Annotated in this window: 22 protein-coding genes; 10 read left to right on the top strand and 12 right to left on the bottom strand. The window is 64.3% G+C overall.

The annotated features are described in order from the left end of the window. Positions 1-17 precede the first annotated feature (17 nt). Genes HNO52_RS00820 through HNO52_RS00810 form a run of 3 tightly spaced genes read right to left on the bottom strand, consistent with a single transcriptional unit; the run spans position 18 to position 5,097 of the window. Positions 18-3,146, bottom strand: a complete 3,129-nt coding sequence (locus HNO52_RS00820; protein ID WP_197567203.1) for an efflux RND transporter permease subunit — start codon at positions 3,144-3,146, stop codon at positions 18-20. After that, positions 3,143-4,483: an efflux RND transporter periplasmic adaptor subunit gene (locus tag HNO52_RS00815; protein ID WP_197567202.1), complete on the bottom strand. Its 1,341-nt coding sequence runs from the start codon at positions 4,481-4,483 to the stop codon at positions 3,143-3,145. Before HNO52_RS00815 ends, HNO52_RS00820 begins: the two co-directional genes overlap by 4 nt. Then, positions 4,480-5,097 carry a TetR/AcrR family transcriptional regulator gene (locus HNO52_RS00810; protein WP_197567201.1) on the bottom strand — a complete coding sequence of 206 codons (618 nt, stop codon included), beginning with the start codon at positions 5,095-5,097 and terminating at the stop codon, positions 4,480-4,482. The genes HNO52_RS00815 and HNO52_RS00810 overlap by 4 nt, the downstream gene beginning before the upstream one ends. A 154-nt stretch (positions 5,098-5,251) precedes the next feature. On the opposite strand from HNO52_RS00810, the gene ubiU reads away from it, so the two are divergent. From ubiU to HNO52_RS00765, 9 genes are all read left to right on the top strand, one after another. After that, the gene (gene ubiU, locus HNO52_RS00805) at positions 5,252-6,247 is read left to right on the top strand and encodes a ubiquinone anaerobic biosynthesis protein UbiU (RefSeq protein ID WP_197567200.1); all 996 of its coding nucleotides are present in this window, start codon (positions 5,252-5,254) and stop codon (positions 6,245-6,247) included. Between the two features lie 8 nt (positions 6,248-6,255). Then, positions 6,256-7,170 (top strand): U32 family peptidase, encoded by a 915-nt coding sequence (locus HNO52_RS00800; protein WP_197567199.1) that lies wholly within the window; start codon positions 6,256-6,258, stop codon positions 7,168-7,170. 29 nt (positions 7,171-7,199) lie between these two features. After that, positions 7,200-7,952 carry an anaerobic ribonucleoside-triphosphate reductase activating protein gene (locus HNO52_RS00795; protein ID WP_197567198.1) on the top strand — a complete coding sequence of 251 codons (753 nt, stop codon included), beginning with the start codon at positions 7,200-7,202 and terminating at the stop codon, positions 7,950-7,952. Between the two features lie 18 nt (positions 7,953-7,970). After that, entirely contained in the window at positions 7,971-9,116 is a 1,146-nt protein-coding gene (locus tag HNO52_RS00790) for an AraC family transcriptional regulator (protein ID WP_197567197.1), read from the top strand. Positions 9,117-9,319: 203 nt separating this feature from the next. Continuing rightward, positions 9,320-9,919 carry a DUF6448 family protein gene (locus tag HNO52_RS00785; RefSeq protein ID WP_197567196.1) on the top strand — a complete coding sequence of 200 codons (600 nt, stop codon included), beginning with the start codon at positions 9,320-9,322 and terminating at the stop codon, positions 9,917-9,919. Positions 9,920-10,172: 253 nt separating this feature from the next. Then, positions 10,173-11,903, top strand: a complete 1,731-nt coding sequence (locus HNO52_RS00780) for a ribonucleoside triphosphate reductase (RefSeq protein ID WP_197567195.1) — start codon at positions 10,173-10,175, stop codon at positions 11,901-11,903. Between the two features lie 58 nt (positions 11,904-11,961). Then, positions 11,962-12,123 (top strand): anaerobic ribonucleoside-triphosphate reductase, encoded by a 162-nt coding sequence (nrdD, locus tag HNO52_RS00775; RefSeq protein ID WP_197567194.1) that lies wholly within the window; start codon positions 11,962-11,964, stop codon positions 12,121-12,123. A gap of 132 nt (positions 12,124-12,255) precedes the next feature. Then, positions 12,256-13,005 (top strand): anaerobic ribonucleoside-triphosphate reductase activating protein, encoded by a 750-nt coding sequence (locus tag HNO52_RS00770; protein WP_197567193.1) that lies wholly within the window; start codon positions 12,256-12,258, stop codon positions 13,003-13,005. A gap of 127 nt (positions 13,006-13,132) precedes the next feature. Continuing rightward, the gene (locus tag HNO52_RS00765) at positions 13,133-13,378 is read left to right on the top strand and encodes a hypothetical protein (protein ID WP_197567192.1); all 246 of its coding nucleotides are present in this window, start codon (positions 13,133-13,135) and stop codon (positions 13,376-13,378) included. A 3-nt stretch (positions 13,379-13,381) separates the two neighbouring features. Here the strand turns inward: HNO52_RS00765 and cdd are convergent, their stop codons facing one another. The 7 genes from cdd to HNO52_RS00730 form a co-directional block, all read right to left on the bottom strand. Further along, positions 13,382-13,810, bottom strand: a complete 429-nt coding sequence (gene cdd, locus HNO52_RS00760; protein ID WP_197567191.1) for a cytidine deaminase — start codon at positions 13,808-13,810, stop codon at positions 13,382-13,384. After that, complete coding sequence (deoD, locus tag HNO52_RS00755; protein ID WP_197567190.1) at positions 13,807-14,535, bottom strand: purine-nucleoside phosphorylase; 729 nt, start codon at positions 14,533-14,535, stop codon at positions 13,807-13,809. Before deoD ends, cdd begins: the two co-directional genes overlap by 4 nt. Before the next feature lie 10 nt (positions 14,536-14,545). Beyond that, positions 14,546-15,811: a phosphopentomutase gene (locus HNO52_RS00750; protein WP_197567189.1), complete on the bottom strand. Its 1,266-nt coding sequence runs from the start codon at positions 15,809-15,811 to the stop codon at positions 14,546-14,548. Further along, positions 15,808-17,181: a thymidine phosphorylase gene (deoA, locus tag HNO52_RS00745; protein ID WP_197567188.1), complete on the bottom strand. Its 1,374-nt coding sequence runs from the start codon at positions 17,179-17,181 to the stop codon at positions 15,808-15,810. Before deoA ends, HNO52_RS00750 begins: the two co-directional genes overlap by 4 nt. Next, positions 17,181-17,954 (bottom strand): deoxyribose-phosphate aldolase, encoded by a 774-nt coding sequence (deoC, locus tag HNO52_RS00740; protein WP_197567187.1) that lies wholly within the window; start codon positions 17,952-17,954, stop codon positions 17,181-17,183. The genes deoA and deoC overlap by 1 nt, the downstream gene beginning before the upstream one ends. A 40-nt stretch (positions 17,955-17,994) precedes the next feature. Then, complete coding sequence (locus tag HNO52_RS00735; RefSeq protein ID WP_197567186.1) at positions 17,995-19,266, bottom strand: NupC/NupG family nucleoside CNT transporter; 1,272 nt, start codon at positions 19,264-19,266, stop codon at positions 17,995-17,997. 228 nt (positions 19,267-19,494) lie between these two features. Continuing rightward, positions 19,495-20,403, bottom strand: a complete 909-nt coding sequence (locus tag HNO52_RS00730; RefSeq protein WP_197567185.1) for a glycosyltransferase family 2 protein — start codon at positions 20,401-20,403, stop codon at positions 19,495-19,497. A gap of 395 nt (positions 20,404-20,798) precedes the next feature. Here HNO52_RS00730 and HNO52_RS00725 point away from each other — a divergent pair, with 395 nt between their 5' ends. Beyond that, a complete protein-coding gene (locus tag HNO52_RS00725; RefSeq protein ID WP_197567184.1) occupies positions 20,799-21,554 on the top strand; it encodes a DeoR/GlpR family DNA-binding transcription regulator in 756 nt (251 codons plus the stop codon). Positions 21,555-21,631: 77 nt separating this feature from the next. Here the strand turns inward: HNO52_RS00725 and HNO52_RS00720 are convergent, their stop codons facing one another. Then, entirely contained in the window at positions 21,632-22,390 is a 759-nt protein-coding gene (locus HNO52_RS00720; protein ID WP_197567183.1) for a ribonucleoside-diphosphate reductase, read from the bottom strand. A gap of 51 nt (positions 22,391-22,441) precedes the next feature. Further along, on the bottom strand, positions 22,442-24,553 hold the full coding sequence (locus tag HNO52_RS00715) for an adenosylcobalamin-dependent ribonucleoside-diphosphate reductase (protein WP_197567182.1): 2,112 nt from the start codon (positions 24,551-24,553) through the stop codon (positions 22,442-22,444). Between the last annotated feature and the right edge of the window lie 32 nt (positions 24,554-24,585).

Genomic DNA, 24,585 nt, shown 5'->3' with positions numbered 1-24,585 from the left:
CTGATTGTAATGAAAAATTAAAGAGAGTTGCTCCGCGGCGTTTGCTCTGTTGATCGCTCTGATGCCTGAACCCACCCCCAATCGTCGAACAGCACGTAGAGTGCCGGGATCACCAGAAGCACGAGCACGGTGGCGCTGAGCAGGCCAAACACCACCGAGATCACCAGCGGCTTGATGGCCGCTGCCTGGGTACTGGTTTCTGCCAGCAGTGGCAGCAGCCCGGCGATGGTGGTAGTGGACGAGATCAGGATGGCGCGCAGCCGGTCGCGGCTGGCCTGGCCAGCGGCCGCCACCGCATCCAGCCCGCGCTCGCGATGGGTCTTGATGAAGTGGATCAGCAGGATGGCATTGTTGACTACGATACCGGCCAGGGAGGCCGCGCCGATCAGCGACGGCATGGAGAGGTAGTAGTCCATGAGCACATGGCCCCAGATGGCGCCGATGAAGGCCAGCGGGATCGATAGCATGACGATCAGTGGCTCCACGTAGCTGCGAAACTGGAAGGAGAGGATCACGAAGATCCCCACCAGGCCGATCAGCAGCCCTCGGCCGATGGAGCCGCCGGTCTCGGCGGAGCTGGCCACCTGCCCCTCGAAGGAGACCGCCACATTGGGGTGGCGGGCTCGGAAATCCTCCAGCCAGCCGCTGCCGGTGAGGTCATCGACGATAGCCTGGCCGCTGGCTTGGCGTGCATCCACGTTGGCTTCCACGGTGACGGTACGCCGCCCGTCGATACGGGTGATGCGCGCCCATTCGCGTCGCTCCTCGGCGTTGGCTACCACCTCCAGGGGCACCCGGCGCCCACCCGGCAAAGCGATGGTCAGGTCCACCAGATCATCAAGGGAGCTTCTGTCCTCCTCGGCCAGGCGGATCAGCACTTCGATCTCGTGATCGCCGATGCGCTGGGTATCGGCAATCTCACCCAGCAGCGCCGCGCGCAGCTGGCCTGCCACCTCCTCGGCGGAGAGCCCCAGACCGTGAGCACCCTCGGCCATGGAGAAGGCCAGCTGGGTCTTGCCCAGACGCAGGTCATCCATGACGTTGTAGACGGCCGCGTAGCCCTCGAGATGGCCACCCAGCTCCAGCGCCGCCGCCTTCATGGCTTCTAGGTTCTCCCCGGCCAGGCGCACTTCTACCGGCACCCCGGCGGGGCCGAAGCCGGGTTCCTGGATGATAAGCCGCTGCAGGCCCTCGATCTTGCCGATAGCCTCCCGCCATGCCTCGGTCAGCGTATCGAGGGTGACACTACGTCGCTCGGCGGTGAGCAGGTCGACACTGACGGTGGCCACATGAGGGCCCGCCTCTCGGGCGCTGAGGTTGTGGTTGAAGCGCACCTGTATCGCCTCGACCAGGGAGGCACCCTCCGGCTGTTCGGGTGAGTAGCGCGCGTCCAGCTCGCGCATCGCCGTCTCGATCCGCTCGGCCACCGCCTCGGTGCGCGCCAGGGGCGTCCCCTGGGGCATCAGGATGCGCGCCTCCAGCACGTCGCCATCGATATCCGGCATCGCCTCACTACCCACGTGCCCCCCGGCCATGAAGCCGGCGGAGGCCAGAATCACCGTCAGCAGCAGGCCCAACACCGCATGCCGAAAGCGGATCGCCCGGTCGGCCAGCCCCCCGATGGCCTCGCGGAAATTTGCGAAATATCGCTCGAAGGCGGCCCGAAAGCGGGAGTCGTGACCATCGCCCAGGCTCCCCACGCTGCCTTTGAGGTGGTGAGGGAGAATCCAGAACGCCTCGATGAGGCTCGCCATTAGAGCTGCGATCAGCACTACCGGCAGCACCTCCAGCACTGCACCCAACTCCCCGGCCAGGAAGGAGAGCGGGGTGAACACTGCTACCGTGGTAAGAAATGACGAAAGCACCCCGGGCAGCACCTGGCGGGTTCCCTCGACCACTGCCTCCAGCGGCGACTTCCGGTGCAAGGCATGAGAGGCGATGTTGTCGGTGATGACGATGGCATCATCCATGACGATACCGATGGCCATCAACAGCGCCACCAGGGTGATCATGTTGAGCGACAGCCCGGTGAACGCCATCACAGCGAAAGCGCCCATGAAGGCAGCCGGCAGACCCAGCACCGCCCACAGCGCCAGGCGGGGGCGGAAGAACAGGCTCATCACGAGCACTACCAGTACCAGGCCCATCAAGCCGTTATCCACCAGCATCCGCAAGCGGTCTCGGACAATGCTGGTCGCATCCTGGGTCAGCGTCAGCGATATACCGCCGTCGAAGCGATGACGCTCGTCCTCGAGCAGCGACTCGAGCCGCTCCTTGACCGTCAGGGCATCTTCACGCAGCGCCTTGCTCACCTCCAGCACCAGCGCTGGCTCGCTGTTGAAGCGAAGCGTCTCTTCCGCGCGCTCACCGGCCTCGGTGATGGTGGCCAGCTCACCCAGAGTAAGCTCACCACCTCCGGCGTCAGAAACTACCACCAGCTCGGCCAGTTCGGTCATAGAGCGGCGCTGGTCGGTAAAACGCAGCAAAACATCGCGATTGGCCGTTTCCAGCGTGCCCAGCGGCAGATCCAGGCTCTGAGCGGAGATGCGTTGCGCCAGCTCCCGAGCCGAGAGGCCATGTTGGCCGAGTACTTCGCGGGGCACCTCGACCTGCCATTGGCGCTGGGACATGCCATGGATTGCCACGTCCGCCACGCCGGACAGCGCCATGATGCGCTCTTCCAGGCGCAGGGCGTACTCCTCGAGCTGACGAATGGGCATGTCGGCGGTTACTGCGACTGCGGCGACCAGGTCGCTGCGGTGCAGTTCGCGCACTACTGGGGGCTCGGCCCGTGCTGGCAGCTCAGTGATAGCACCGACTTCGGTATCGATCTCGCTCATGAAGCGTATGGCATCGCCACCGGCCTCCATGGTTGCGGTGGCGCTGGCCAGGTTGTCCTGGGCCACGCAGACAAACTCATCGAGGAATTCCACGCCCTTGACGGCATCGAACAGGCGCCGGCAGATTGCATCCTCGACGTCGGCGGCGCTGGCCCCGCGGTAGACCACCTCCACGGACACCTCAACCGGCCGATAATCGGGGAAAGTCTCGCGCTTGAGGTTGGGAGCGGCGAACAATCCGGCGGCCAGCAGCAGGATCAGCAGCAGGTTGGCAGCGGTGGGATGCCCGGCGAACCAGCGAATCATGGCCGCTCTCCCGACGATGTTTCACCCCGGGCCAGGGCGGCCAGGCGTGCCTCGGCAGCATCGTCTCGACGCACGGAAAGCGCCACTCCCTCGATGGCCGGCTGCAGGTCATCGAGGATTACGCGCTCCCCCGGGACCAAGCCCGCCTCGATAACCGCCAGCCCCCCCTGCTCAAAAGCCACGGAGACCGGGCGTCGCACCAGGCGACCCTGCTCGTCAGCCAGATAAAGCTCACCCTGATGGAGCGCCGACGCCGGCACTACCATCGAGGCCTCGGGACCGGGGGCCGTGAGCCGCACCCGGGTATACATATCGCGCTGCAGAGGCGGGCGATCGGGAGGCCGTGCACCTCGCCAGGGATGTTCGACCCTGACGACTATTCGCACGGCGCGGGTGGCCGGGTCGAGGCCGCTGGCCACGCGCACCACCCGGCCTGTCCAACCCACACCGGGCGCTCCGACCAGCTCCAGCTCCGCATCGATTGCATCAAGGTCGATGCGCTCGCTCAGATCCAGGGAGCCGGGCTCGAGCTCGGCCGGCGCCACACTACCCAGCAGGCGTCGCACCATGCTGAAAGGAAGCCTTGCCTCCACTTCGGCAGCTGCCAAGCTATCCGCCTCGAATAGGCTCTGGCCCACACTTACGAACTGGTGTAGCTCTACGTTCACTTCACTCAGACGCAAGTCGTAGGGCGCAACGAAACGGGTATCCGCCAGGTCACGGCGCGCCTGGGCCAGTCGAACCGATGCCCGCTCGCGCTGGGCCGGCAGCAAGGCCAGGGCATTCTCCAATGTGGCTACCGCCTGGCGCTGCCCCACCGTGCTGCGGCGCTGAGCATCACGTTGAGAAGTGGAGACAGAACCGGTATTCGCCAGGCGCTCGATTCGGGAAAGCTCCTGCTCGGCGAGATCAAGTGCCTGGCGTTCAAGGTCCAGCAAACGCCGGGTATTGGCCTCCTCTGCGTCTAGCTGAGTCAATTCCGCCTCGGCTTCAGCGATGGCCAGCTCATAGCGACTCGGGTCGAGGGCCAGCAGCAGGGTGCCCTTGCGCAATAGGGCACCGCTCTCCAGATGTGAATGACGTTCCACCACTCGGCCCGAGACGTTGGCCACCGCCTGCCAGGTCTCGGCGGGGCGCGCCACGCCATGGCCGCGCGCTTCGAGGCGGAACACCTGCGGCTGTGCCTCGATCACCGCCACCGCCTTAGGGGCAGGTGGGGATTCACTGTGCTCCGGGGTCTGACGGTTGAACACAAACATCACAAGAAGCACTACGCCGATGACCAGGCCAATGGCAACCGCCAATACACGCACCAGACGTTGAGCCAGGCCTGTCATGGGTGCGTACCTCGCTCTTTCTGGATGCCATTACAGTAAAGGTCGAACGCTCCTTGGGCCTGCTCGGTTATATGGTTCATGGTGCCGATCATCAGCGACTGCACGACCAGGCCCTGTATGGTGCCGATGAACTGCGTGGCTGCCGCCTCGACATCCAGCTCTCGAGGCAGTTCGCCGGCTTCCTGTGCCTCGATCAGCAATTTCTCGATCCGCTCACGGTAGAGGAACAGCAGTGAGCGAACCATACGACGGGCTGGTGTCGGCCGGGCATGCTGCAGTTGCCCCATCATAAGCCGAGGCACACCCGGGTGATCGACAATGAAGGCGATATGGGCATGGAACATTGCCTCAAGCGCAGCCAAAGGACTATCTGCCGAGGCAGCGGCTCTATCCAGCCGCTTGATTATACGCTCGGCTATCCGGCCGATGACCGCCTCCCAGACCGCGTCCTTGCTGGGAAAGTGGCGGAACAGTGCACCTTGGGTGACCTGCATGTGTTTGGCGATGCTGCCGGTCGTGATATTGGCGGGATCATCCTGCGCGCTCAATTCGATGACCGTATCGACAGTACGTTCCCGGCGCTCTTCGGCGGTTAGATTGCGTTTTCCTGACATTTCCGGCCTCGCAAGATAGTAACTAATTACTATCTTATACCGCGATTCCCCTCCCCCGCCAGGAATATCCCGCCTCGCCATGACCCTCATCAAAAGCCGCCGCTCCATAGTCGACTAGCATGGTCGGGTTTATCCAGACTGCGAGGAGAGCGACATGGAGCTCGTCTGCCCGGCCGGCAACCTGCCGGCCCTGAAGCGGGCGGTGGATGAAGGAGCCGATGCCGTCTACTTCGGCTTCCAGAACGCCACAAACGCCCGGCAGTTCGCCGGCCTCAACTTCACCGACAAACGCGCCCGCGAAGGCATCGACTACGCCCATGCCCGCGGCAAGCGAGTGTTCTGCGCCATCAATACCTACCCGCAGCCCGACGGCTGGGTCCAGTGGACCCGCGCCGTGGACCAGGCCGCCGAGCTCGGCGTCGACGCCCTGATCATGGCCGACATGGGGCTGCTCGATTATGCCGCCGGGCGCCATCCCGACCTCGCCCGTCACCTCTCGGTACAGGGCTCGGCGACCAGCCATGAGGCGCTGCGCTTTTATCACGATCAGTTCGGCATCAAGCGCGCCGTTCTGCCGCGGGTGCTCTCCATTACGCAGGTGCGCGACCTGGCCAAGCAGAGCCCGGTGGAGCTCGAGGTGTTCGCCTTCGGTAGCCTGTGCATCATGGCCGAGGGGCGCTGCTACCTGTCGTCCTACCTGACCGGCGAGTCGCCCAACACCCGCGGGGTCTGCTCGCCGGCGGCCCACGTGCGCTGGGAGGAGACGCCGCAGGGGCTGGAGTCCCGGCTCAACGGCGTGTTGATCGATCGCTACGGCGACGGCGAGCGCGCCGGCTACCCCACCCTGTGCAAGGGACGTTTCGATGTCGGCGGCGAGACCTATCACGCCATCGAGGAACCCACCAGCCTCAACACCCTGGAGCTGCTGCCGGAGCTGCGCGAACTGGGTATCAGCGCGGTGAAGATCGAAGGGCGCCAGCGCAGCCCGGCCTACGTGTCGAAGGTGGCCGGCATTTGGCGCCAGGCGCTGGACCGTCTGGAACGCACGCCCGAGCGCTTCCACCCCGACCCCGCCTGGATGGCCGGCTTGGGCGAAGTCTCCGAGGGCGCCACCACCACCCTGGGCGCCTACGAACGCCGCTGGAAATAGGAGGTTTCATGTCATCCGATTCCCTGCAGCTCGCCCTGGGCCCGGTGCTTTTCTACTGGACCCGCGAGCGCTACACCGACTTCTACCGCGAAGCTGCCGACTGGCCGGTGGAGATCGTCTATATGGGCGAGTCCGTCTGCTCGCGACGGCGCGACATGAAGCTCGACGACTGGCTCGGCATCGGCCGCGAGCTGGCCCAGAGCGGCAAGCAGGTGGTGCTGGCAAGCCAGACCCTGATCGAGTCCGAGGCCGACCTGCGCGACCTGCGCAAGCTGTGCGACAACGGTGAGTTCACCGTCGAGGCCAACGACCAGAGTGCGCTGCAGCGCCTGGCCGCCGCCGGCCTGCCCTTCGTCGCTGGCGCCGCACTGAACCTCTACAACCCGGCTTCCATCGGCGTGATGGCACGAGCCGGCATGCGCCGCTGGCAGGCGCCGGTGGAGATGTCGCGCGACGATCTCGACCGGCTGCTCGCCGACTGCGCCGCCGAAGGGCTCGATAAGCCCTGCGAGGTGTTCGCCTACGGCCACCTGCCGCTGGCCTGGTCGTCGCGCTGCTTCACCGCACGGCGCCACCAGAAGCCCAAGGATCGCTGCCAGTTCGTCTGCCAGAAGTACCCCGAGGGCTTGACGCTGCGCTCCCAGGAGTCCAAGGAAGTCTTCACCTTGAACGGCATCCAGACCCTCTCCGGTGCCTGCCAGGACCTGCGCCATGAAGTCAGCGACATGGCCGCGATGGGTGTGGCGGTGGCGCGCCTGAGCCCGCGTGCCGAAGGCATGGCCGAGGTGGTCGCCGCTTTCGACGCTGCGCGCCGCGGCGAGCTGCCCGCCGCCGACCCACTGGCGCTGGTCGAGGCCGAGTTCTGCGACGGTTACTGGCACGGCCGCCCGGGCATGGACAACACGCGCCTGCCCATTCCCTGACTGCTTCCCAGCCACCTCCGGAGGTCGCCATGAACCTGATCGCCACGGATGAGATCCCGATATCCATATCGTTGGACGGCATCCGCCTGCCGGTGGCGGGCATGACCCAGTTGACCACCCTGGACTATCCGGATCACCTGGCCTGCGTAGTGTTCCTGCAGGGCTGCCCGCTGCGCTGCGGTTACTGCGACAATAGCCAGCGGATGCCACCGCGACGCGGCGCCGAGTGCGAATGGCAGGCGGTACGGGAGTTTCTCGAGGAGCGCCGGGGGCTACTCGAGGCGGTCATCTTCAGCGGCGGGGAGCCAACGCTGCACAATGCTCTGCCAATCGCCATTCGTGAGGTTAAGGCAATGGGCTTCAAGGTGGGCTTGCACACCGCCGGCCCCTACCCCGCACGACTTTCAAGCTTGCTGACGCACCTCGACTGGGTGGGGCTCGACGTAAAGGGGCGCGGGCGCGACTTCGATCGTATCTGCGGGCGGTCGGGTATCTGGCAGCGCAACAGCCAGAGTCTGATAGCGCTGCTCGAAAGCGGCGTCAACTTCGAGTGCCGTACCACCGTCCATTGGCGCGACTTTGATCTGGCCGACGTGGAGCGTCTGGCACTGACCCTGGCCGACTGCGGCGTGCGCCGCTACGCCATCCAGGTGGCCCGTACCCTCGACTGCCTCGACCCGACCTACTGCCAGCCGGTCCCAGGCGCCCCGCCTCGGGCCATGCTCGCCGGGCTGGTCAAGCGCCTGGCGCCCAACTTCGAACGCATCGAGCTGCGCGAGTAGGCTGGCCGGAGTGACACAATGTACTTGAGCGTGGCCGACATCCTGCTAATGACCAGTATCCTGCAATCGCTCGTGCTCGCCGGCTTCCTGCTAACGCCTGAAAACAGCCATTTACTGAGCAACCGCCTGCTGATGGCGACAGTGCTTGCCTTTGCTGCAGGCTTGGCCGAAGTCTTCTTTTACAGCACGGGGCTGGCGCAGCGTTTCCTCAACCTGGCCTATCTGGGCACACTGATCGGCCTGCTGCAAGCGGGCCTGCTGTTCCTTTATGCAAAATCTCTGATGTATCAGGACTTTCGCCTGACTCCAGGGCACTGGATCCATACCCTTCTGTTCTGGATCGTCGGTGCCATCTTCCTGGTCGGGTACTACCTTCAACCGGACGAACTGAAGCGTCAGATCCTGATGGAGCGCGATCATCCGGGAATATTGACCTCACCGCTCCTAGCAGTAGCGATCCATCTGGTCTTTCTCGGATATCTGATTGCCACTATTCGCGAAATCACGGCTTTTGGCACAGGCGTGATGCAAATATTCTCCAACATCGAGAACAAGCAGCTGGCTTGGCTACGTGCTCTGTTGCTGGGCTATACAGCCGTCTGGAGTATCAGCTTGGTCTATTGTCTTTCGGCGCACGTGTTCAAGAGCAGCGCCAGCGTATGGTGGGTATCGATAGTGGGCGGGGTAACGGGCTTTCTGTTCATCAACTATTTGCTCCTTCACGCCCTGCGACAGCCCATAGTGTTCTCGGGCCTCAGTGCTGAAGAGTCCCGCTTGCTAACCAGCGGCAAGGAAATGACAACGGACCAGCTGGCCAATGCCGACCTGCTGATGAGGCTCAAGGATCATATGCAGCGCACCTCACCCTACCTCGACGCCAATCTGACCGTTCAACAGCTATCTCGACAGCTCAATGTGCCCACACGGGAACTGTCACGCGCCATCAACCAGGGGTTGGGGAAGAACTTCTTCGAATTCGTCAGCGATTACCGTATCGCCGAGGCGCGCAGGCGCCTGACTGCCGACACCCACCAGACCATACTACAAGTCATGTACGACTCCGGCTTCAACTCGAAGTCGGTCTTCAATACGGCATTCAAGAGAGCGACAGGCATGACGCCGCGCGAATATCGTGCACGACAATTGGCTGCTGACGGCGAGTGACCGGACCGACCGGCAATAGAGGAAGTACGACTTCTTGCCGCCACAGAACAGAACCCACAAGTATTTGATTTCAGCAATTCTTTTCGTTTTCTTGAAAGCGTTCGAGATCGCCTTGGCGAACGATTCGAATCCCCCGACTCCGTAGCATGAAGGACAGCCGAAGCACACAACCGGCTGTAACCCTTGAACCAAGGAGACCCATCATGACCTACCTTCGCCTACCCCTGCGTAAGACGCTGCTCGCCCTTGCCACTTCCTCCGTCTTGACCCTGGCCCTTGCTGCCCCCGCAATGGCCCACTGCGATGCCCTCGACGGTCCGGTCATCTCTGAAGCCAGAACTGCGCTCGAGTCGGGTGATGTCACCCCGATCCTGAAATGGGTTCCTGCCGAGGACGAGGCCCAGGTCAAGGCCATCTTCGACAAGGTCCTGGAAGTGCGTCGCAAGGGCGGAAGTGCCCGTGAACTGGCCGACCGACAGCTCTTCTCCGAACTGGTGGAAATTCATCGTGCTTCTGAGGGAGCCCCCTTCACCGGGATCAAGCCGGCCGGAGAGATCGACCCGGCAATTCAGGCCGCCGACAGTGCGCTCGAGGAGGGAAGTATCGACGCCTTCCTGGCGCGTATCGTAGAGAAGTTCGAGCACGATGCTCGCTCCGCCTTCGAAGCGACCCTCGCGGCGAAACGCCAAGCAGACAACAGCACCGAGCAAGGCCGGGAGTTCGTCAAACAGTACGTACAGTATGTTCACTATCTCGAGGACGTACATAACGTCATCACAAGTATCAATGGGCATGGCCACTAGGGAACTACTGACGGCTAGCAACGGCTAACCGACCTATCGGAAGCCCAAATCACCTTATTCGACGCTGCTCGCAATGAACGCCTTACCGGCCGTCTTCGAGTCCCGCCCTGTGGCGGGGCTCGTCGTTAGCGATACCGGCAATTCGCCGTTTTCTGATCTGGGTCATTCCCTCTCGCTGTCGAAGGCACTAGCCTGCACACACCATATGTTGTGTATAGAAACACTAAACAGCAGCACATATAGGGAGATAACGGTGAACGCCCCCATTCGCCAGGCCGGCCCGCGCCGCATCGACGTCGCCTCGACCGTCAACGAATACCTCGAACGCGCCGACTGGCGCGTGCACGCCAACGCCAACCAGGGCTACTCCCTGGGTGGTCTGATCCTCAACGTCTCGGGCAAGCTGATCGCCAACTACTGGCTCGACGAGGTCTATCCGGCCGAAGTCGGCGCGGCCCACCGCGAAGGCGACCTGCACATCCATGACCTCGACATGCTGTGCGGCTACTGTGCCGGTTGGTCGTTGCGCCAGCTGCTGATCGAGGGCTTCAACGGCGTACCGGGACGCGCCGAGAGCGACCCGCCGCGCCACCTCTCCAGCGCGCTTGGGCAGATGGTCAACTTCCTCGGCACGCTGCAGAACGAGTGGGCCGGCGCCCAGGCCTTCAGCTCCTTCGATACCTACCTGGCCCCCTACGTGCGCAAGGACGCCCTCGACTATCCTGCGGTGAAGCAGGCGATCCAGGAGTTCATCTACAACCTCAACGTGCCATCGCGCTGGGGCAACCAGACGCCCTTCACCAACCTCACCTTCGATTGGGTGTGCTCGGCGGACCTGCGCGACCAGGTGCCGATCGTCGGCGGCAAGGAGCTGCCGTTCACCTACGGCGAGCTGCAAGCCGAGATGGATCTGATCAACCGCGCCTACCTGGAGGTGATGGAGGCCGGCGACCGCCAGGGACGGGTGTTCACCTTCCCCATCCCCACCTACAACATCACCCCGGATTTCGACTGGGAGAGCGACAACGCCGAGCGGCTGTTCGCGCTGACCGCCAAGTACGGCCTGCCCTACTTCCAGAACTTCCTCAACTCGGACCTGGAGCCGCACATGGTGCGCTCCATGTGCTGCCGCCTGCAGCTCGACCTCTCCGAACTGCTCAGGCGCGGCAACGGCCTGTTCGGCAGCGCCGAGCAGACCGGCTCGCTGGGCGTGGTGACGCTCAACTGCGCGCGGCTGGGCCATCGCTTCGCCGGCGACCGGGCGGGGCTGCTCGAAGAGCTGGACCGGCTGCTGGCACTGGCCCGCGACAGCCTGGAGCTCAAGCGTGGGTGTATCCAGCAGTGGATGGACGAGGGGCTCTACCCCTACACCCAGCGCTACCTCGGCACCCTGCGCAATCACTTCTCGACGCTGGGCGTGAACGGGTTCAACGAGATGGTGCGCAACTTCACCGACGATCGCTACGACATCACCACCCCGGAGGGGCGCCAGCTCGCCCTGGAAGTGCTCGACCATGTACGCGCCAGAATGCAGGAGTTCCAGGCCGAGACCGGTCACCTCTACAACCTGGAGGCGACCCCGGCGGAGGGCACCACCTACCGCTTCGCCCGCACCGACGCCGAGCGTTACCCCGGCATCCTTCAGGCCGGTACGCCGGAGGCGCCCTACTACACCAACTCCAGCCAGCTGCCGGTGGGGCACACCGATGATCCCTTCGAGGCCCTGATTCACCAGGACCCGCTGCAGACCCGCTACACCGGCGGCACCGTGCTGCACCTCTACATGCGCGAGCGGCTCTCCAGCGCCACCGCCTGCCGCAAGCTGGTGCACACTGCGCTGTCACGCTTTCGCCTGCCCTACATCACCGTAACGCCGACCTTCTCGATCTGCCCGGTGCACGGTTACCTGGCCGGCGAACACGAGTTCTGCCCCAAGTGCGACGAGGCACTGCTGGCAAGACGCGCCGCGGCCAGTCCGGCCTGAGCGCATTCTCAACCGCTGTGCTTCACACAGCATTTAAACCACCGCAAGGAGCCAACCCATGACAAACATCGAGACCCTGCCCACCGAACAACGCCAGCGCTGCGAGGTGTGGACCCGCGTAATGGGCTACCACCGCCCGGTCAGCCAGTTCAACGTCGGCAAGCGCGCCGAGCATCGCGAGCGTCGCCACTTCACCGAGCGGGCCGCCCTGACGTCCTGAGACATGCCACTGCCTGACGCTGCCGGGCTTCGTGCCCGGCACGAGCCCTCAGCTAGGTGAAAGAGCCCCTCAGCTAGGTGAAAGAGCCCTCAGCTAGGTGAAAGAGCCCCTCAGCCTGGTAAGGAGTTTCTTATGATCGCCACCGACCTCGACTCGTCCTTGCTTGCATCAGTCGACGGCATTCGCCTGCCCATTGCCGGCATGACCCAGATGACCACCCTGGACTATCCGGATCACCTGGCCTGCGTGGTGTTCCTGCAAGGCTGTCCGCTGCGCTGCGGCTACTGCCATAACGGCCATATGATGCCGCCGCGGCGCGGTGACGAGCGCGAGTGGCAGGCGGTACAGGAATTTCTCGAGGAGCGCCGGGGGCTGCTCGAGGCGGTGGTCTTCAGCGGCGGCGAGCCGACCCTGCACAATGCCCTGCCGGCCGCCGTCGCCGAGGTGAAGGCGATGGACTTCAAAGTCGGCTTGCATACCGCCGGACCCTACCCGGCGCGACTCTCGCGCCTGCTGCCGAGTCTCGACTGGGTGGGGCTCGACGTGAAGGGGCGCGGGCGCGACTTCGACCGCATCTGCGGGCGGCCGGGCATCTGGCAGCGCAACAGCCAGAGCCTGACGACGCTACTCGACAGCGGGGTCGACTTCGAATGCCGCACCACCGTGCACTGGCACGACTTCGAGCTGGCCGACGTGGAGCGCCTGGCCCTGACCCTGGCCGACTGCGGCGTGCGCCGCTATGCCGTCCAGGTGGCGCGCACCCGTCAGTGCCTCGACCCGGCCTACTGCCAGCCGGTGGAGAACGCCCCACCGCGGGCCATGCTCGCCGGGCTGGTCAGGCGACTGACGCCGCACTTCGAGCGTATCGAACTGCGCGAGTGAACCAAGCCGATGGCAACGTCATATCGCATCTTTAGGAACTTGGAAACTGTTACTAGAGTTACTAAAAAGACGTCACAGACATGGACTACCCTGATAGGGAATCCATGAGCCGTATGAGGAGATGGATATGCTCAACAAGCTGGGTATCGCCTTGTACTTTCTGTTCTGGGCAGCAGCCATCGTCGTGATTTTTGCCTTGGCTGCCGGGCTGTTCTATCTGGTCGCCATCGATCAGTATCCCCTCAGTTGGGACTTTGTCTCGGGCAGCTTGTTCTTTATCATCCTTGCGGTCATCTTCTTGGTCTGTGCCCAGGTATCGAGGCACTATTTGGCGGATAGAGGATCATCGCCACCTGACAGCAAGGTATCGTGAACTTCAGTAGCTGAGATTCTCCGGCCCGAAGGCATCGGGTAGCAGTTCGTTGATCGTATAGCGCTTGAGCAGGCTGCCCTCGGCGTCGAGTACCTGGATGCGGGTATTCTCGTCGGCGAATTCGCGGATGCGCTGGCGACAGTCTCCGCAGGGCGAGCAGAGATGCTCGCCGGGGCCGATGACGTAGACGCTGTACAGGCGACGCTCGCCGGCGCTGACCATGGCAGCAATGGCCGACGCCTCGGCGCACAAGCCCTTGTAGTGGGCAACCTCGACGTTGGCGCCGAAGAAACGCGCGCCGCTTTCGCTCTCGACCATGGCGCCCACCGGGTGACGAGAGTAGGGCGCGTAGGCGTTGCCGCGCGCCGCGATCAGCGCGGCGACAATGCTCGGGTCTATGCCCGGAACTGTATCCGGATCGATGTTGCTCATGCCGCCCCCGCCGCGTCGTCGCGCAGCACCGCTTCCAGCGCCACCTCGACCATCTCGTTGAAGCTGCGCTCGCGGGCTTCGCTGGGCAGCGACTCGCCCTTGAGAATATGGTCGGAGACGGTACAGATGGTCATCGCCCGACCACCGAACTCCGCCGCTACGCCGTAGAGCCCCGCCGCCTCCATCTCCACGCCGACGATGCCGTAGCGCTTCATCAGCGTGAACAGCTCCGCCCGGGGGTTGTAGAACAGGTCCGCTGAAAACAGGTTGCCCACTTTTACCGACACGCCCTGGGCCGCAGCGGCATCCACCGCATGGCGGGTCAGCTCGAAGTCGGCGATGGCAGCAAAGTCGTGGCCCATGAAGCGGGTGCGATTGACCGCCGAGTCGGTACTCGCGCCCAGGCCGATCACGACGTCGCGCACCGCCACGTCATCGCGCACTGCACCGCAGGAACCGACCCGGATCAGCCGCTTCACGCCATAGTCGGTGATCAACTCCTTGGCGTAGATGGAGACCGAGGGAATGCCCATGCCATGGCCCATCACCGAGATCTCGCGGCCGCGGTAGCGGCCGGTGAAGCCGAGCATGTTGCGCACGCTGTTCACCTCGCGCGCATCCTCGAGGAAGTTCTCGGCGATGTACTTGGCCCGCAGCGGGTCGCCGGGCATCAGCACGGTGTCGGCGAAGATGCCGCGTTCGCCCTGGATATGGGGAGTCGCCATGTCGAGGCTCCTATGCAGCGAGAGGGTCGGGGTGGAGAGGGCCGGGTTGAAGTGGAGAAGCAAGGAAGCTCGTGCCGTCGGCCATGGGCGCAAGGCCCAGATGGGCCGCCAGGCTCTGGCCGATATCGGCGAAGGTGTCGCGGTCGCCGAGCGAGCCGGACGCGAGCCCTGCGCCCACTGCCAGTACCGGCACCCGCTCGCGGGTGTGGTCGCTGCCGTGCCAGGTGGGGTCGCAGCCGTGGTCGGCGGTGAGGATCAGCAGGTCGTCGTCGCGCAGTTTGGCCAGCAGCTCCGGCAGGCGCGCATCGAAGGCTTCGAGTGCTGCGGCGTAGCCGGCCACGTCGCGGCGGTGGCCGTAGAGGGTGTCGAAGTCGACGAAATTGGTCATCACCAGCGAGCGCTCGCCGGCCTCGCCCAACGCGGCCAGGGTGGCGTCCATCAGCGCATTGTGGCCGCTGGCCTTGACCGTGCGCGTCACCCCGCAGTGGGCATAGATGTCGGCGATCTTGCCGATGGCGATCACTTCGCCGCCGTCGCTCTCGAGATTCTGCAGCACCGTGGGCGCGGGCGGTTCGACGCTGTAGTCGCGCCGGTTGGCGGTTCGGGCGAAGTCGTCGGCATTGCGACCGACGAAGGGCCGTGCGATCACCCGGCCGATATTGTACGGCTCGAGCAGGTGCCGGGCGGTTTCGCACAGGGCGTAGAGCCGCTCCAGGCCGAAGGCCTCCTCGTGGGCGGCGATCTGGAACACCGAGTCGCCCGAGGTATAGACGATGGGTTTGCCGCTGGCCACGTGCTCCTCACCGAGCCGGGCGATGATCTCGGTGCCCGAGGCGTGGCAGTTGCCCAGCACGCCGGGCAGCCCAGCCTCACGCTCGAGCGCCTGAAGCAGCTCGGGCGGGAAGCTGTCCTCGAGATCGAAGAAGTAGCCCCAGTCGAAACGCACCGGCACGCCGGAGATCTCCCAGTGGCCGGAAGGGGTGTCCTTGCCCGAGGAAATTTCCCGGGCGTGGCCATAGGCGCCGGTCACCTCGCTGGGCGGCGTTACGCCTTCGGCCCAGGCACCGCTACTCTCACGGTGGGCATGGAACAGCCCCAGCCGCGCCAGGTTGGGCAGCACCAGCGAGCCCTGGCGTTCAGCGCCATCGCACTGCCCGCGGGCGCAGGCGGCGGCGATATGGCCCAGGGTGTCGGCCCCGGCGTCGCCGAAGTCCACCGCATCCGGCGCTCCGCCGATGCCGAAGGAGTCGAGTACCAGCACGATGGCACGGGTCATGGCGCCTCCCGACGAATTACGTCTTGGATGAGTGTAGGCGGTGTGACATCAGCGGTCGCGACGTCGTTCACTTCGATGGCCGCGCGCAGTTGTGCAGCGGCGCGCTCGGCATCGGCTTCGCTTCGCGCATGCACCCAGGCCAGCGGGCGCTCGCCATCGACCGCCTCGCCGATGGCAGCGATGCCGGTCAGCCCGACCGCGGGGTCGATGGCGTCCTGCGGCGCACGGCGTCCACCGCCCAGCGCTACCACGGCGAGGCCCACGGCGCGGGTATCCATTCGCGCGATGCGGCCGCTACGCTCGGCATGCACGGGGCGAACGATGGGCGCCTGGGGCAGGTAGCGGTCGTAGCGTTCGAGTATATCGTTGGGGCCGCCCAGGCCCGCCACCATGCGCGCGAAGCGTTCAGCGGCGGCGCCCGAGGCGAGCCGTTCGTCGAGCATCGCCAAGACCGCCTCGCGGCTTGACGCGAGCCTGCCGGCCAGCAGCAGTTCGGCGGCAAGCTCGCGGGTCACCTCGAGTAGGCGTCCGCCCCGCTTTTCGCCCGTCTGTTTACAAGTCAACAGCGCGATGGCCTCGCGCACCTCGACGGCATTGCCGGCGCAGGGTGCCAGCGGCTGGCTCATGTCGGTGAGCAGCGCAGTGGTCGGCGTGCCGGCCCGACTGGCCACCTCGGCGATCGTCTCCGCCAGTTCCCGTGACTTCTCCAGGGTGGGCATGAAGGCGCCGCTGCCGGTCTTGACGTCCATCACCAGGGCGTCGAGGCCGCAGGCGAGCTTCTTGCCCAGTATCGAGCTGACGATCAGCGGCAGCGACTCCACCGTGGCGGTAACGTCGCGGATGGCATAGAGCCGCCGGTCGGCCGGCGCCAGCTCGGCGGTCTGGCCGACGATGGCTACGCCGACCTCGCGCACAAGTCGGCGAAAGCGCTCCCGCGAGGGCGCGATGTCGTAGCCGGGAATCGCCTCGAGCTTGTCCAGGGTGCCGCCGGTGTGGCCCAGGCCGCGGCCGGAGACCATCGGTACGCAGCCGCCGCAGGCGGCGACCCACGGCCCCAGCACCAGCGAGACGAGATCGCCCACTCCGCCGGTGGAGTGCTTGTCGAGCACCGGCCCGGGCAGGTCCAGTTCCGGGCCGAGGCCGCGCCATGCCAGCACTTCGCCGGAGTCACGCACGGCCTCGGTCAACGCCACCGTCTCGGCGGCGTTCATGCCGTTGAGGTACATCGCCATGGCCAGCGCCCCGACCTGCGCATCGGAGAGGCTCTCATCGGCAATACCGCCCACCAGTTCACGGATCGCCTCGGGCGAGAGCGCCTCGCCGTCGCGCTTGGCGCGGATCAGTTCCTGGGGCAGTGCTCGGGCCGGCATCAGTAGCCCTCCACGGGCCCCTCGCCCTCAGCAACGCCGAGGGTTTCGAGCAGGCTGCCGAGCAGGCCCGAGGCGCCAAAGCGGAAGTGCGCCGGAGTGATCCACTCAGCCCCCATCACCTGCTCGGCGAGCTGCAGATAGGCGGCGGCATCCTCAGCGGTGCGTACGCCGCCGGCGGCCTTGAACCCCACGTCGCGCCCGCTCGCCTTGATCGCGGTGAGCAAGATCTTGGCCGCGTCCAGGGTCGCATTGACCTGCACCTTGCCGGTGGAGGTCTTGAGGAAGTCGGCGCCGCCGTCGATGGCGAGCATGCCGGCTCGGTCGATCAGCCCCGCCTGCTTGAGCTCGCCGGTTTCCAGAATGACCTTGAGCACGGCGTTACCGCACTCGCGCTTGCACGCCTCGACCAACTTACGGCCGACATCGGCATCGCCCGCCATCAGCGCACGGTAGGGGAAGACCACGTCGACCTCGTCGGCGCCCGCGGCAATGGCCGCGCGGGTCTCGGCGGCGGCGCGTTCGATATTGGCCTCGCCATGGGGGAAGTTGGTCACCGTGGCCACTTTCACCTGGCCGTCCAGGCCCTGCTCGGCCAGCGCCTCACGAGCGGTATCGATGAAGGCCGGGTAGATGCACACCGCCGCCGGATGCCCCACCGGCGTATTGGCACGAGCACACAGTTCGCGAATGCCGGCATCGCTGTCGTCGTCGTTGAGGCTGGTGAGGTCCATCAGCGTCAGGGCCTGGCGCGCGGCCCGCTGCAGTTCGGTCATGGCATTACCTGTCGAAGCAAGAACGATTCCATGGCAGCCATCAGATCACGCCCCCCAAGGAGAGGAAGAACCCGGCGATGGCCGCCGACATCAGATTGGAGAGCGTGCCGGCCAGCACCGCCTTGACGCCGAAGCGGGCAATGTCGTGGCGCCGGCTCGGGGCGATGCTGCCCAGGCCGCCGAGCAGGATGGCGATCGACGAGAGGTTGGCGAAGCCGCACAGGGCGAAGGAGAGGATGGCGACGGTATGCCCGCTCATGGCCTGGCCGGTATTGACCACCATCGACGTGCCTTCGATATAGGGCGACAGATTGATGAAGGCGACGAACTCGTTGACCACCAGCTTCTGGCCGATGAAGGAGCCGGCCAGTGTCGCCTCCTCCCAGGGTACGCCGAGGACGAAGGCGAGCGGCGCGAACAGCCAGCCCAGGATCAGCTCCAGGCTCAGTTCCTCGACGCCGATCCAGCCGCCCACGCCGCCGAGCATGCCGTTGATCAGCGCGATCAGGCCGATGAAGGCGAGCAGCATGGCACCGACGTTGGCCGCCAGGCGCAGCCCCGAGGTAGCGCCGGTGGCCGCTGCGTCGAGGATGTTGACCGGCTTGTCCTCTTCCTCGATGACCTGATTAGCCTCCTCGGCGTCGTCTACCGGCTCCTGGGTCTCGGGCATGATCAGCTTGGCGAACAGCAACCCGCCGGGGGCGGCCATGAACGAGGCCGCGACGAGATACTCCATGGGAATGCCCAGCGCCGCGTAGCCGGCCAACACCGAGCCGGCCACCGAGGCCAGCCCGCCGCACATCACCGCGAACAGCTGCGAGGGGGTCATGCGGGCGATGAAGGGGCGTACCACCAGGGGAGCCTCGGTCTGACCGACGAAGATGTTGGCGGTGGCCGAGAGCGATTCGGTGCGCGAGGTGCCCAGCGCTTTCTGCAGTGCCCCGCCGAGAATGCGGATTATCCACTGCATGATGCCGATGTAGTAGAGCACGGCGATCAGCGAGGAGAAGAAGATGATGACCGGCAATACCTTGATGGCGAAGACGAAGCCGATGTTCTCGACGTCGGCCAGGCCACCGAAGAGGAAGTTGATGCCGTCGTTGGCGTAAAGCACTACTTGGCTGACGCCGGCGGAGATGGTCTGCAGCACCGCCTGGCCGAACGGCACGTAGAGCACGAAGGCGCCGATACCGGCCTGGATGGCGAAGGCGCCACCCACGGTTCGCAGGCGAATGTCGCGCCGATTGGTGGAGAAGACGAGAGCGATGGCGATCAACGTCGCCATGCCGACCAGGCTCATGATGGCGGTCATGGAGGGTCCTTCCGTTCGTGCTGGGTGGCCGCGACAGGGGGCGCACCTGGTTATAGTAGGAAATGCACTGAGGTCGCGCGAAAATGTTAAATATATAACATTTATTGTGACAATTCCAACATTCAGCCGCCCAGACGCAACGAAGCCGCCAAGCAAAATGCGTGGCGGCTTCGTCGACGTGATCATAGAGGAAACTTGTCAAATGACTGGGCTTCTCCAGTCATAGGTTTACTTCGAGTGGTCCAGCAACCGCCGGGACCAGGCGTGTGGCAAGATTAACCGCAACAGTAGCGGCCAGTGTTCCGAAGTCATACCTGATAGGCGAAGTGCCCCAAGCGTGGGGCGTACAGGGTACCCCCACCTCTTATTCTCCATTCCCCAGTCAAGCAATTTGCGATTCACAGCCGCTAGTAGCCAACGCCACTCGCGTCGAGTGAGTCGCTTTCGATACGTGCCGGGAAGATCCCGGGCCGGATGAGGCGGCAAGATGTTACCCCAGCGCAGCCCACCCTCGGCCTCTTGCCAAAGGCTGGTCACGGTATCGTCGTAGTGGATCGCATCGAGTTCACAGAGCGCCTTGAGCCAGAAATAGTCTTCGCCTCCGTGAGAGTACTGCTCGGGAAACCCACCTAATGCCAGGAAGCGCTGGCGTCGCAGACAAGCAGCATAGGGATGAATGAAATCTTCATGAGCATAGGCCGCTAGCGCATCCAGCCGACCCAGTACGCCTTGCGGGAGCGGGGACACCTTGATCAAGCCTCGCTGTCCGCTCATACACTGATAGGCATTGATAAACAGTTCTATATCGGGATGTCGGGCCATTGCCTCGGCCATGCGTGACAAGTGATCGAAGAGCAGCAGATCCCGTGCGTTAAAAAACATTAGCCAATCACCTATGGCGATCCGCGCTCCATCATTACACGCCACGAGAGGACCTGCGTCATAACGGGAGTGCAACAACTGCAACCGCCCCGCACGTTCGTGACGGAGCAGGAGCTCCAAGGAGCCATCCGTTGACCCTTCGTCGACCGCGATCACTTCGATATCCTTGAACACTTGGCGGAACAGGGACGGGAGTGACGTTTTCAGGTTTTGCGCTTCGTTATAGACGGGTATCACTACCGATATCAAAGGCATGCCATAACATTCCCTGCTCCAATTCAAGTTAATGCGGCAAGGACATTCAGGTTACAGTGGAGGTGTTCGCGTGCTGTCTGATTTTGTCGCCAATACAAAGCTGAAAATCTACTAGCAAAAAGTGATGAAACAGCTAGTGCCTAGGCCTCCATCAGGTTGAGTGGCCTAATACATTGCCCCGTTTAGCCAAAAAGCAAGCAGTGCGCGGCAGACTCTCTGTGCGTCTCGAACTTCTCCATCGCACAGAGCCGGGTGATGTTTTTTTCGGCAGGCGTATTCCCCTGCTTGAGGTGGGGTGGAAAAACCTCATCGCCTGGCTCAGCATAGGCCGGCCGAAGCGATCTTAGCGTACTTCGAAGCCAGGCTCTTCGAAGCAAACAAGGTGGGAGCAGCGAATGAACGACCGCAGCGCCATGCGTTTGGCCCGTCTTCAGCAGGCGCTCGCCGTCGGCGGTACCCTCCATCTTCGTGAAGCCGCTCGCCTGTGCGGTGTCTCGGAGATGACCATTCGCCGCGACGTGGCCGCTAGCGACGGAGCCATGACCCTGCTCGGCGGACGCCTGATACTGGCGAGCAATCCGCACTATGTGCCGGCCTACGATCTCGACAGTCAAAAAGACAGACATGCCCTGGCCAAGCGCCGCCTGTGCGAGCGGGCTACCGGCTTCATCGAAGATGGCGATACCCTGTTCATCGACTGCGGCACCACCCTGCTACCGCTGATGGGCATGCTTGCTGCCCGCGAGCGGCTCACCGTGGTGACCTATGCGCTCAACGTAGCCAATGCAGCCAGCCTGATACCGGATCTGCGCCTGGTGCTGCTGGGCGGCCTCTATCATGCCACTTCGCAATCCTTCGGCAGCGACGACATGAGTACAGCGATCAAACGCCTGGGCATCAATCGCGCCTTCATCTCGGCGGCCGGCGTTCACGCCGAGCGCGGCGTGAGCTGCTTCCACTTCCACGAGGTGGCACCCAAGCAGGCCGCCATCGCCTGTGCCGAGCAGCGCCTGCTGGTGGCCGACAAGAGCAAGGTCGGCCAGGTCCGCCCCGCCTACTTCGCCAAGCTCAACGACTTCGACGTAGTGATCACCGACGGCGACATGGCACTGAAGCCGGAGAGCGGCGGCCCAAGAATCGTCGCCGCCTGACACCCAGACACGACAAAGCCGGACCAAGTCCGGCTTCGTGAGGGATATGGCCGAGCGCAGCCAGTTTTCGTCCAAGCCTAGCCGCACTTGGACCAGCCGCAACCGGCATAACAAGTGGGGCAGCCATCCATCATGATCAGCTCGCCGCGACACTCGGGGCAGTGCCCCACCACCGTGGGACCGTCCCCCTTCCCCGTCTCCGACGCCTTGGCCTGAACCTGCTGCTCGGCGCGGGCCTCCTCCTCGGGGGTGGGCGGCTGCCAGGGATGACCGTGCGCCAGGCGATGGGCGTAGCGGCTGACCAGCTCCTCCGCCGGCACCTGGTTGCCATCCTGATCGAGGAAGCCGCGCCGGTAGAGGATCTGCTGGATCGACCAGGCGATGGCGGCAACTTCTGAGTCGTGGAACATCGGCTTGCCCCAGCGGTTCATGCCGCAGCGTACCAGGCCCTTGTCCCAGGCCACCTTGCGCAGGTCGGCCACCGCCTGGGTGACGTAGCCGCCGCGGGCGGCCAGCGACAGGCTACGCATGGTAGCTGTGATCCACTGGTGCTCGCTGGAGAGCTGGCCGGAGGGGAAGAAGAACTCCACCGGGCGCTCGATCACCACGCGCTTGCCGTCGAGTACGCCTTCAACCGGCATGAACGACACCAAGAGGTAGACCTTCTTGCGGCCCTCGGCGCCGACGTAGGAGATTTTCTCGGAAACGGCCTCCAGTGTTCCTTCCGGGCGCGAGGGAATGCGCACCGTGAGCGGGTTCTCGTCGGCCAGCGGCACCTCTTGCACCGCCTTCTTGACGCTGTAGGAAACGATCTTGGACTTGATTTCGACGGCCATCAGTAGGCTCCTTCAATACTTGTCTTCACGACGCAGAAACGAATCGAGCGGTTACCACTTTCCATAGGTACCCTCTTTCAGTGCGTCATAGAGATTGGCCGCGTTGTGCTCCTCGCCGTCGTAGACCACCTTTTCGTCGCCGGTAAGCTCCAGCGTCTCGCCGTTCTCGAGTTCGAACACGTAGGTGGTGTTCTTGAGATCGTCCTCGCGCACCAGTACGCCCTGGAACGCCTCCGGGTTGAAGCGGAAGGTGGTGCAGCCCTTGAGCTTGCTCTCGTAGGCATCAAGGTAGAGATCCTTGAACTGCTCGAAGGGAAACTCGGTGGGCACGTTGACCGTCTTGGAGATCGCCGAGTCGACCCAGGCCTGGGCTGCCGCCTGCACTGCCACGTGCTGCGTCGGGGTCACCGCGTCCGCGGTGATGAAGTAGTCGGGCAGGTCGCTCTCCACCGCATCGCCGGCAATGAAATGGCGGTAGGCGGCGAGCTCGAAGGAGACCACTTCCACCTGCTCCTTGGTCTTCTTGCCCGACTGGATCACGTTACGGAAGTAGCGGTGCGAGAACGACGGCTCGATGCCGTTGGAGGCGTTGTTGCCCAGCGACAGCGAGATGGTGCCGGTCGGCGCGATGGAGCTGTGGTGGGTGAAACGCGCACCGTGCTCGGCCAGCGCCGCGACCAGTTCCGGCTCCACCTCGGCGACCTTCTGCATGTAGCGACTGTAGCGTGCGTGCAGGATCCGCCCCGGCACCTTGTCGCCGATCTCGTAGCCGTCCTTCGCCAGCTCCGGGCGCTCGCGCATCATCTTCGGCGTGATCTCGAAGTCCTCGGCCAGAACCGGCGCCATGCCCTTCTCGCGGGAGAGCTCGAGCGCCTGCTTCCAGCCCTCGATGGCCAGATTCCGGCTCACCTCCTCGGTGAAGGCGAGCGACTCGGGCGAGCCGTAGGGAATCTTGAGCATGGTCAGGGTCGAACCGAGGCCGAGGAAGCCCATGCCGTGGCGGCGCTTGGCCTCGATCTCGCGGCGCTGGCCCTCGAGCGGTAGACCGCTGATCTCGACCACGTTGTCGAGCATACGAGTGAAGATCGCCACCACCTGGCGGTAGCGCTCCCAGTCGAATCGCGGCTTCTTGCCGAAGGGGTCGATGACGAAGCGGGTCAGGTTGACCGAGCCGAGCAGGCAGGCGCCTTCCGGGGGCAGAGGCTGCTCGCCGCAAGGGTTGGTAGCGCGGATCTCCTCGCAGAACCAGTTATTGTTCATGCGGTTGACCTGGTCGATCAGGATGAAGCCCGGCTCGGCGAAGTCGTAGGTGGAACGCATGATCGTATCCCACAGCTCGCGCGCCTTGATCACCTCGACGATACGACAGGCCACGCGCCCCTCGGCGTCGACGCTGTAGCCCTCCTCGATCACCGGCCAGTCGCGATAGATCAAATCCTCGGGCTTGACGTCCTCTTTCTCGCCGGCGTGCAGCGGGAAGGCCAGCGGCCAATCGGTGTCGTTCTTCACCGCTTCCATGAACTCGTCGGTGATCAGCAGGCTGAGGTTGAACTGGCGTAGCCGGCCGGCTTCGCGCTTGGCCTCGATGAAGCTGCGCACGTCGGGGTGGCCGACGTCGAAGGTGCCCATCTGCGCACCGCGGCGACCGCCCGCCGAGGCCACCGTGAAGCACATCTTGTCGTAGATATCCATGAACGCCAGCGGGCCGTTGGTTCCGGCGCCGGCACCGAACACGAAGGCGCCCTTGTGGCGCAGAGTAGAGAACTCGTAGCCAATGCCGCAGCCCGCTTTGAGCGTCATGCCGGCATCCACCACCGAGGAGAGAATGTCGTGCATGGAGTCGCGGATGGTGCGCGAGACGGTGCAGTTGATCAGGCTTACCGCCGGCTTGTAGTCCTCGGCGCCGGCGTTGGACATGATGCGCCCGGCGGGAATGGCACCGTGCTCCAGCGCCCAGCGGAACCTGGGCAGCCACTCGGTGGCCTTGTCGCCTTCCACCGCGGCCAGGGCGCGCGCGACACGGTCCCAGGTCGCTGCCACGTCCTTGTCGACGGGGCGTCCATGACGATCCTTGAGGCGATACTTGGAGTCCCAGATATCGCGTGAGGGCACTTGCATAGGCACCTCGTTGGATGTCTTGACGGCCTTGGTGGAAGTACTCATGCAGGGGATCTCCAGTAAGGGTCAAAAGTTCA

Origin of the sequence: Halomonas sp. MCCC 1A13316 (genome assembly GCF_014931605.1) — a bacterium.
GTDB lineage: Bacteria > Pseudomonadota > Gammaproteobacteria > Pseudomonadales > Halomonadaceae > Halomonas.
Note: the sequence above shows the minus strand (reverse complement) of the source record. Positions and strands in the feature narration are given on the sequence as shown.

Excerpts from the sequence above, each read along its gene's own strand:
- HNO52_RS00820 (WP_197567203.1), bottom strand. The coding sequence starts at position 3,146 with ATGATTCGCTGGTTCGCCGGGCATCCCACCGCTGCCAACCTGCTGCTG.
- HNO52_RS00815 (WP_197567202.1), bottom strand. The coding sequence starts at position 4,483 with ATGACAGGCCTGGCTCAACGTCTGGTGCGTGTATTGGCGGTTGCCATT.
- HNO52_RS00810 (WP_197567201.1), bottom strand. The coding sequence starts at position 5,097 with ATGTCAGGAAAACGCAATCTAACCGCCGAAGAGCGCCGGGAACGTACT.
- ubiU (WP_197567200.1), top strand. The coding sequence starts at position 5,252 with ATGGAGCTCGTCTGCCCGGCCGGCAACCTGCCGGCCCTGAAGCGGGCG.
- HNO52_RS00800 (WP_197567199.1), top strand. The coding sequence starts at position 6,256 with ATGTCATCCGATTCCCTGCAGCTCGCCCTGGGCCCGGTGCTTTTCTAC.
- HNO52_RS00795 (WP_197567198.1), top strand. The coding sequence starts at position 7,200 with ATGAACCTGATCGCCACGGATGAGATCCCGATATCCATATCGTTGGAC.
- HNO52_RS00790 (WP_197567197.1), top strand. The coding sequence starts at position 7,971 with ATGTACTTGAGCGTGGCCGACATCCTGCTAATGACCAGTATCCTGCAA.
- HNO52_RS00785 (WP_197567196.1), top strand. The coding sequence starts at position 9,320 with ATGACCTACCTTCGCCTACCCCTGCGTAAGACGCTGCTCGCCCTTGCC.
- nrdD (WP_197567194.1), top strand. The coding sequence starts at position 11,962 with ATGACAAACATCGAGACCCTGCCCACCGAACAACGCCAGCGCTGCGAG.
- HNO52_RS00770 (WP_197567193.1), top strand. The coding sequence starts at position 12,256 with ATGATCGCCACCGACCTCGACTCGTCCTTGCTTGCATCAGTCGACGGC.
- HNO52_RS00765 (WP_197567192.1), top strand. The coding sequence starts at position 13,133 with ATGCTCAACAAGCTGGGTATCGCCTTGTACTTTCTGTTCTGGGCAGCA.
- cdd (WP_197567191.1), bottom strand. The coding sequence starts at position 13,810 with ATGAGCAACATCGATCCGGATACAGTTCCGGGCATAGACCCGAGCATT.
- deoD (WP_197567190.1), bottom strand. The coding sequence starts at position 14,535 with ATGGCGACTCCCCATATCCAGGGCGAACGCGGCATCTTCGCCGACACC.
- HNO52_RS00750 (WP_197567189.1), bottom strand. The coding sequence starts at position 15,811 with ATGACCCGTGCCATCGTGCTGGTACTCGACTCCTTCGGCATCGGCGGA.
- deoA (WP_197567188.1), bottom strand. The coding sequence starts at position 17,181 with ATGCCGGCCCGAGCACTGCCCCAGGAACTGATCCGCGCCAAGCGCGAC.
- deoC (WP_197567187.1), bottom strand. The coding sequence starts at position 17,954 with ATGACCGAACTGCAGCGGGCCGCGCGCCAGGCCCTGACGCTGATGGAC.
- HNO52_RS00735 (WP_197567186.1), bottom strand. The coding sequence starts at position 19,266 with ATGACCGCCATCATGAGCCTGGTCGGCATGGCGACGTTGATCGCCATC.
- HNO52_RS00730 (WP_197567185.1), bottom strand. The coding sequence starts at position 20,403 with ATGCCTTTGATATCGGTAGTGATACCCGTCTATAACGAAGCGCAAAAC.
- HNO52_RS00725 (WP_197567184.1), top strand. The coding sequence starts at position 20,799 with ATGAACGACCGCAGCGCCATGCGTTTGGCCCGTCTTCAGCAGGCGCTC.
- HNO52_RS00720 (WP_197567183.1), bottom strand. The coding sequence starts at position 22,390 with ATGGCCGTCGAAATCAAGTCCAAGATCGTTTCCTACAGCGTCAAGAAG.
- HNO52_RS00715 (WP_197567182.1), bottom strand. The coding sequence starts at position 24,553 with ATGAGTACTTCCACCAAGGCCGTCAAGACATCCAACGAGGTGCCTATG.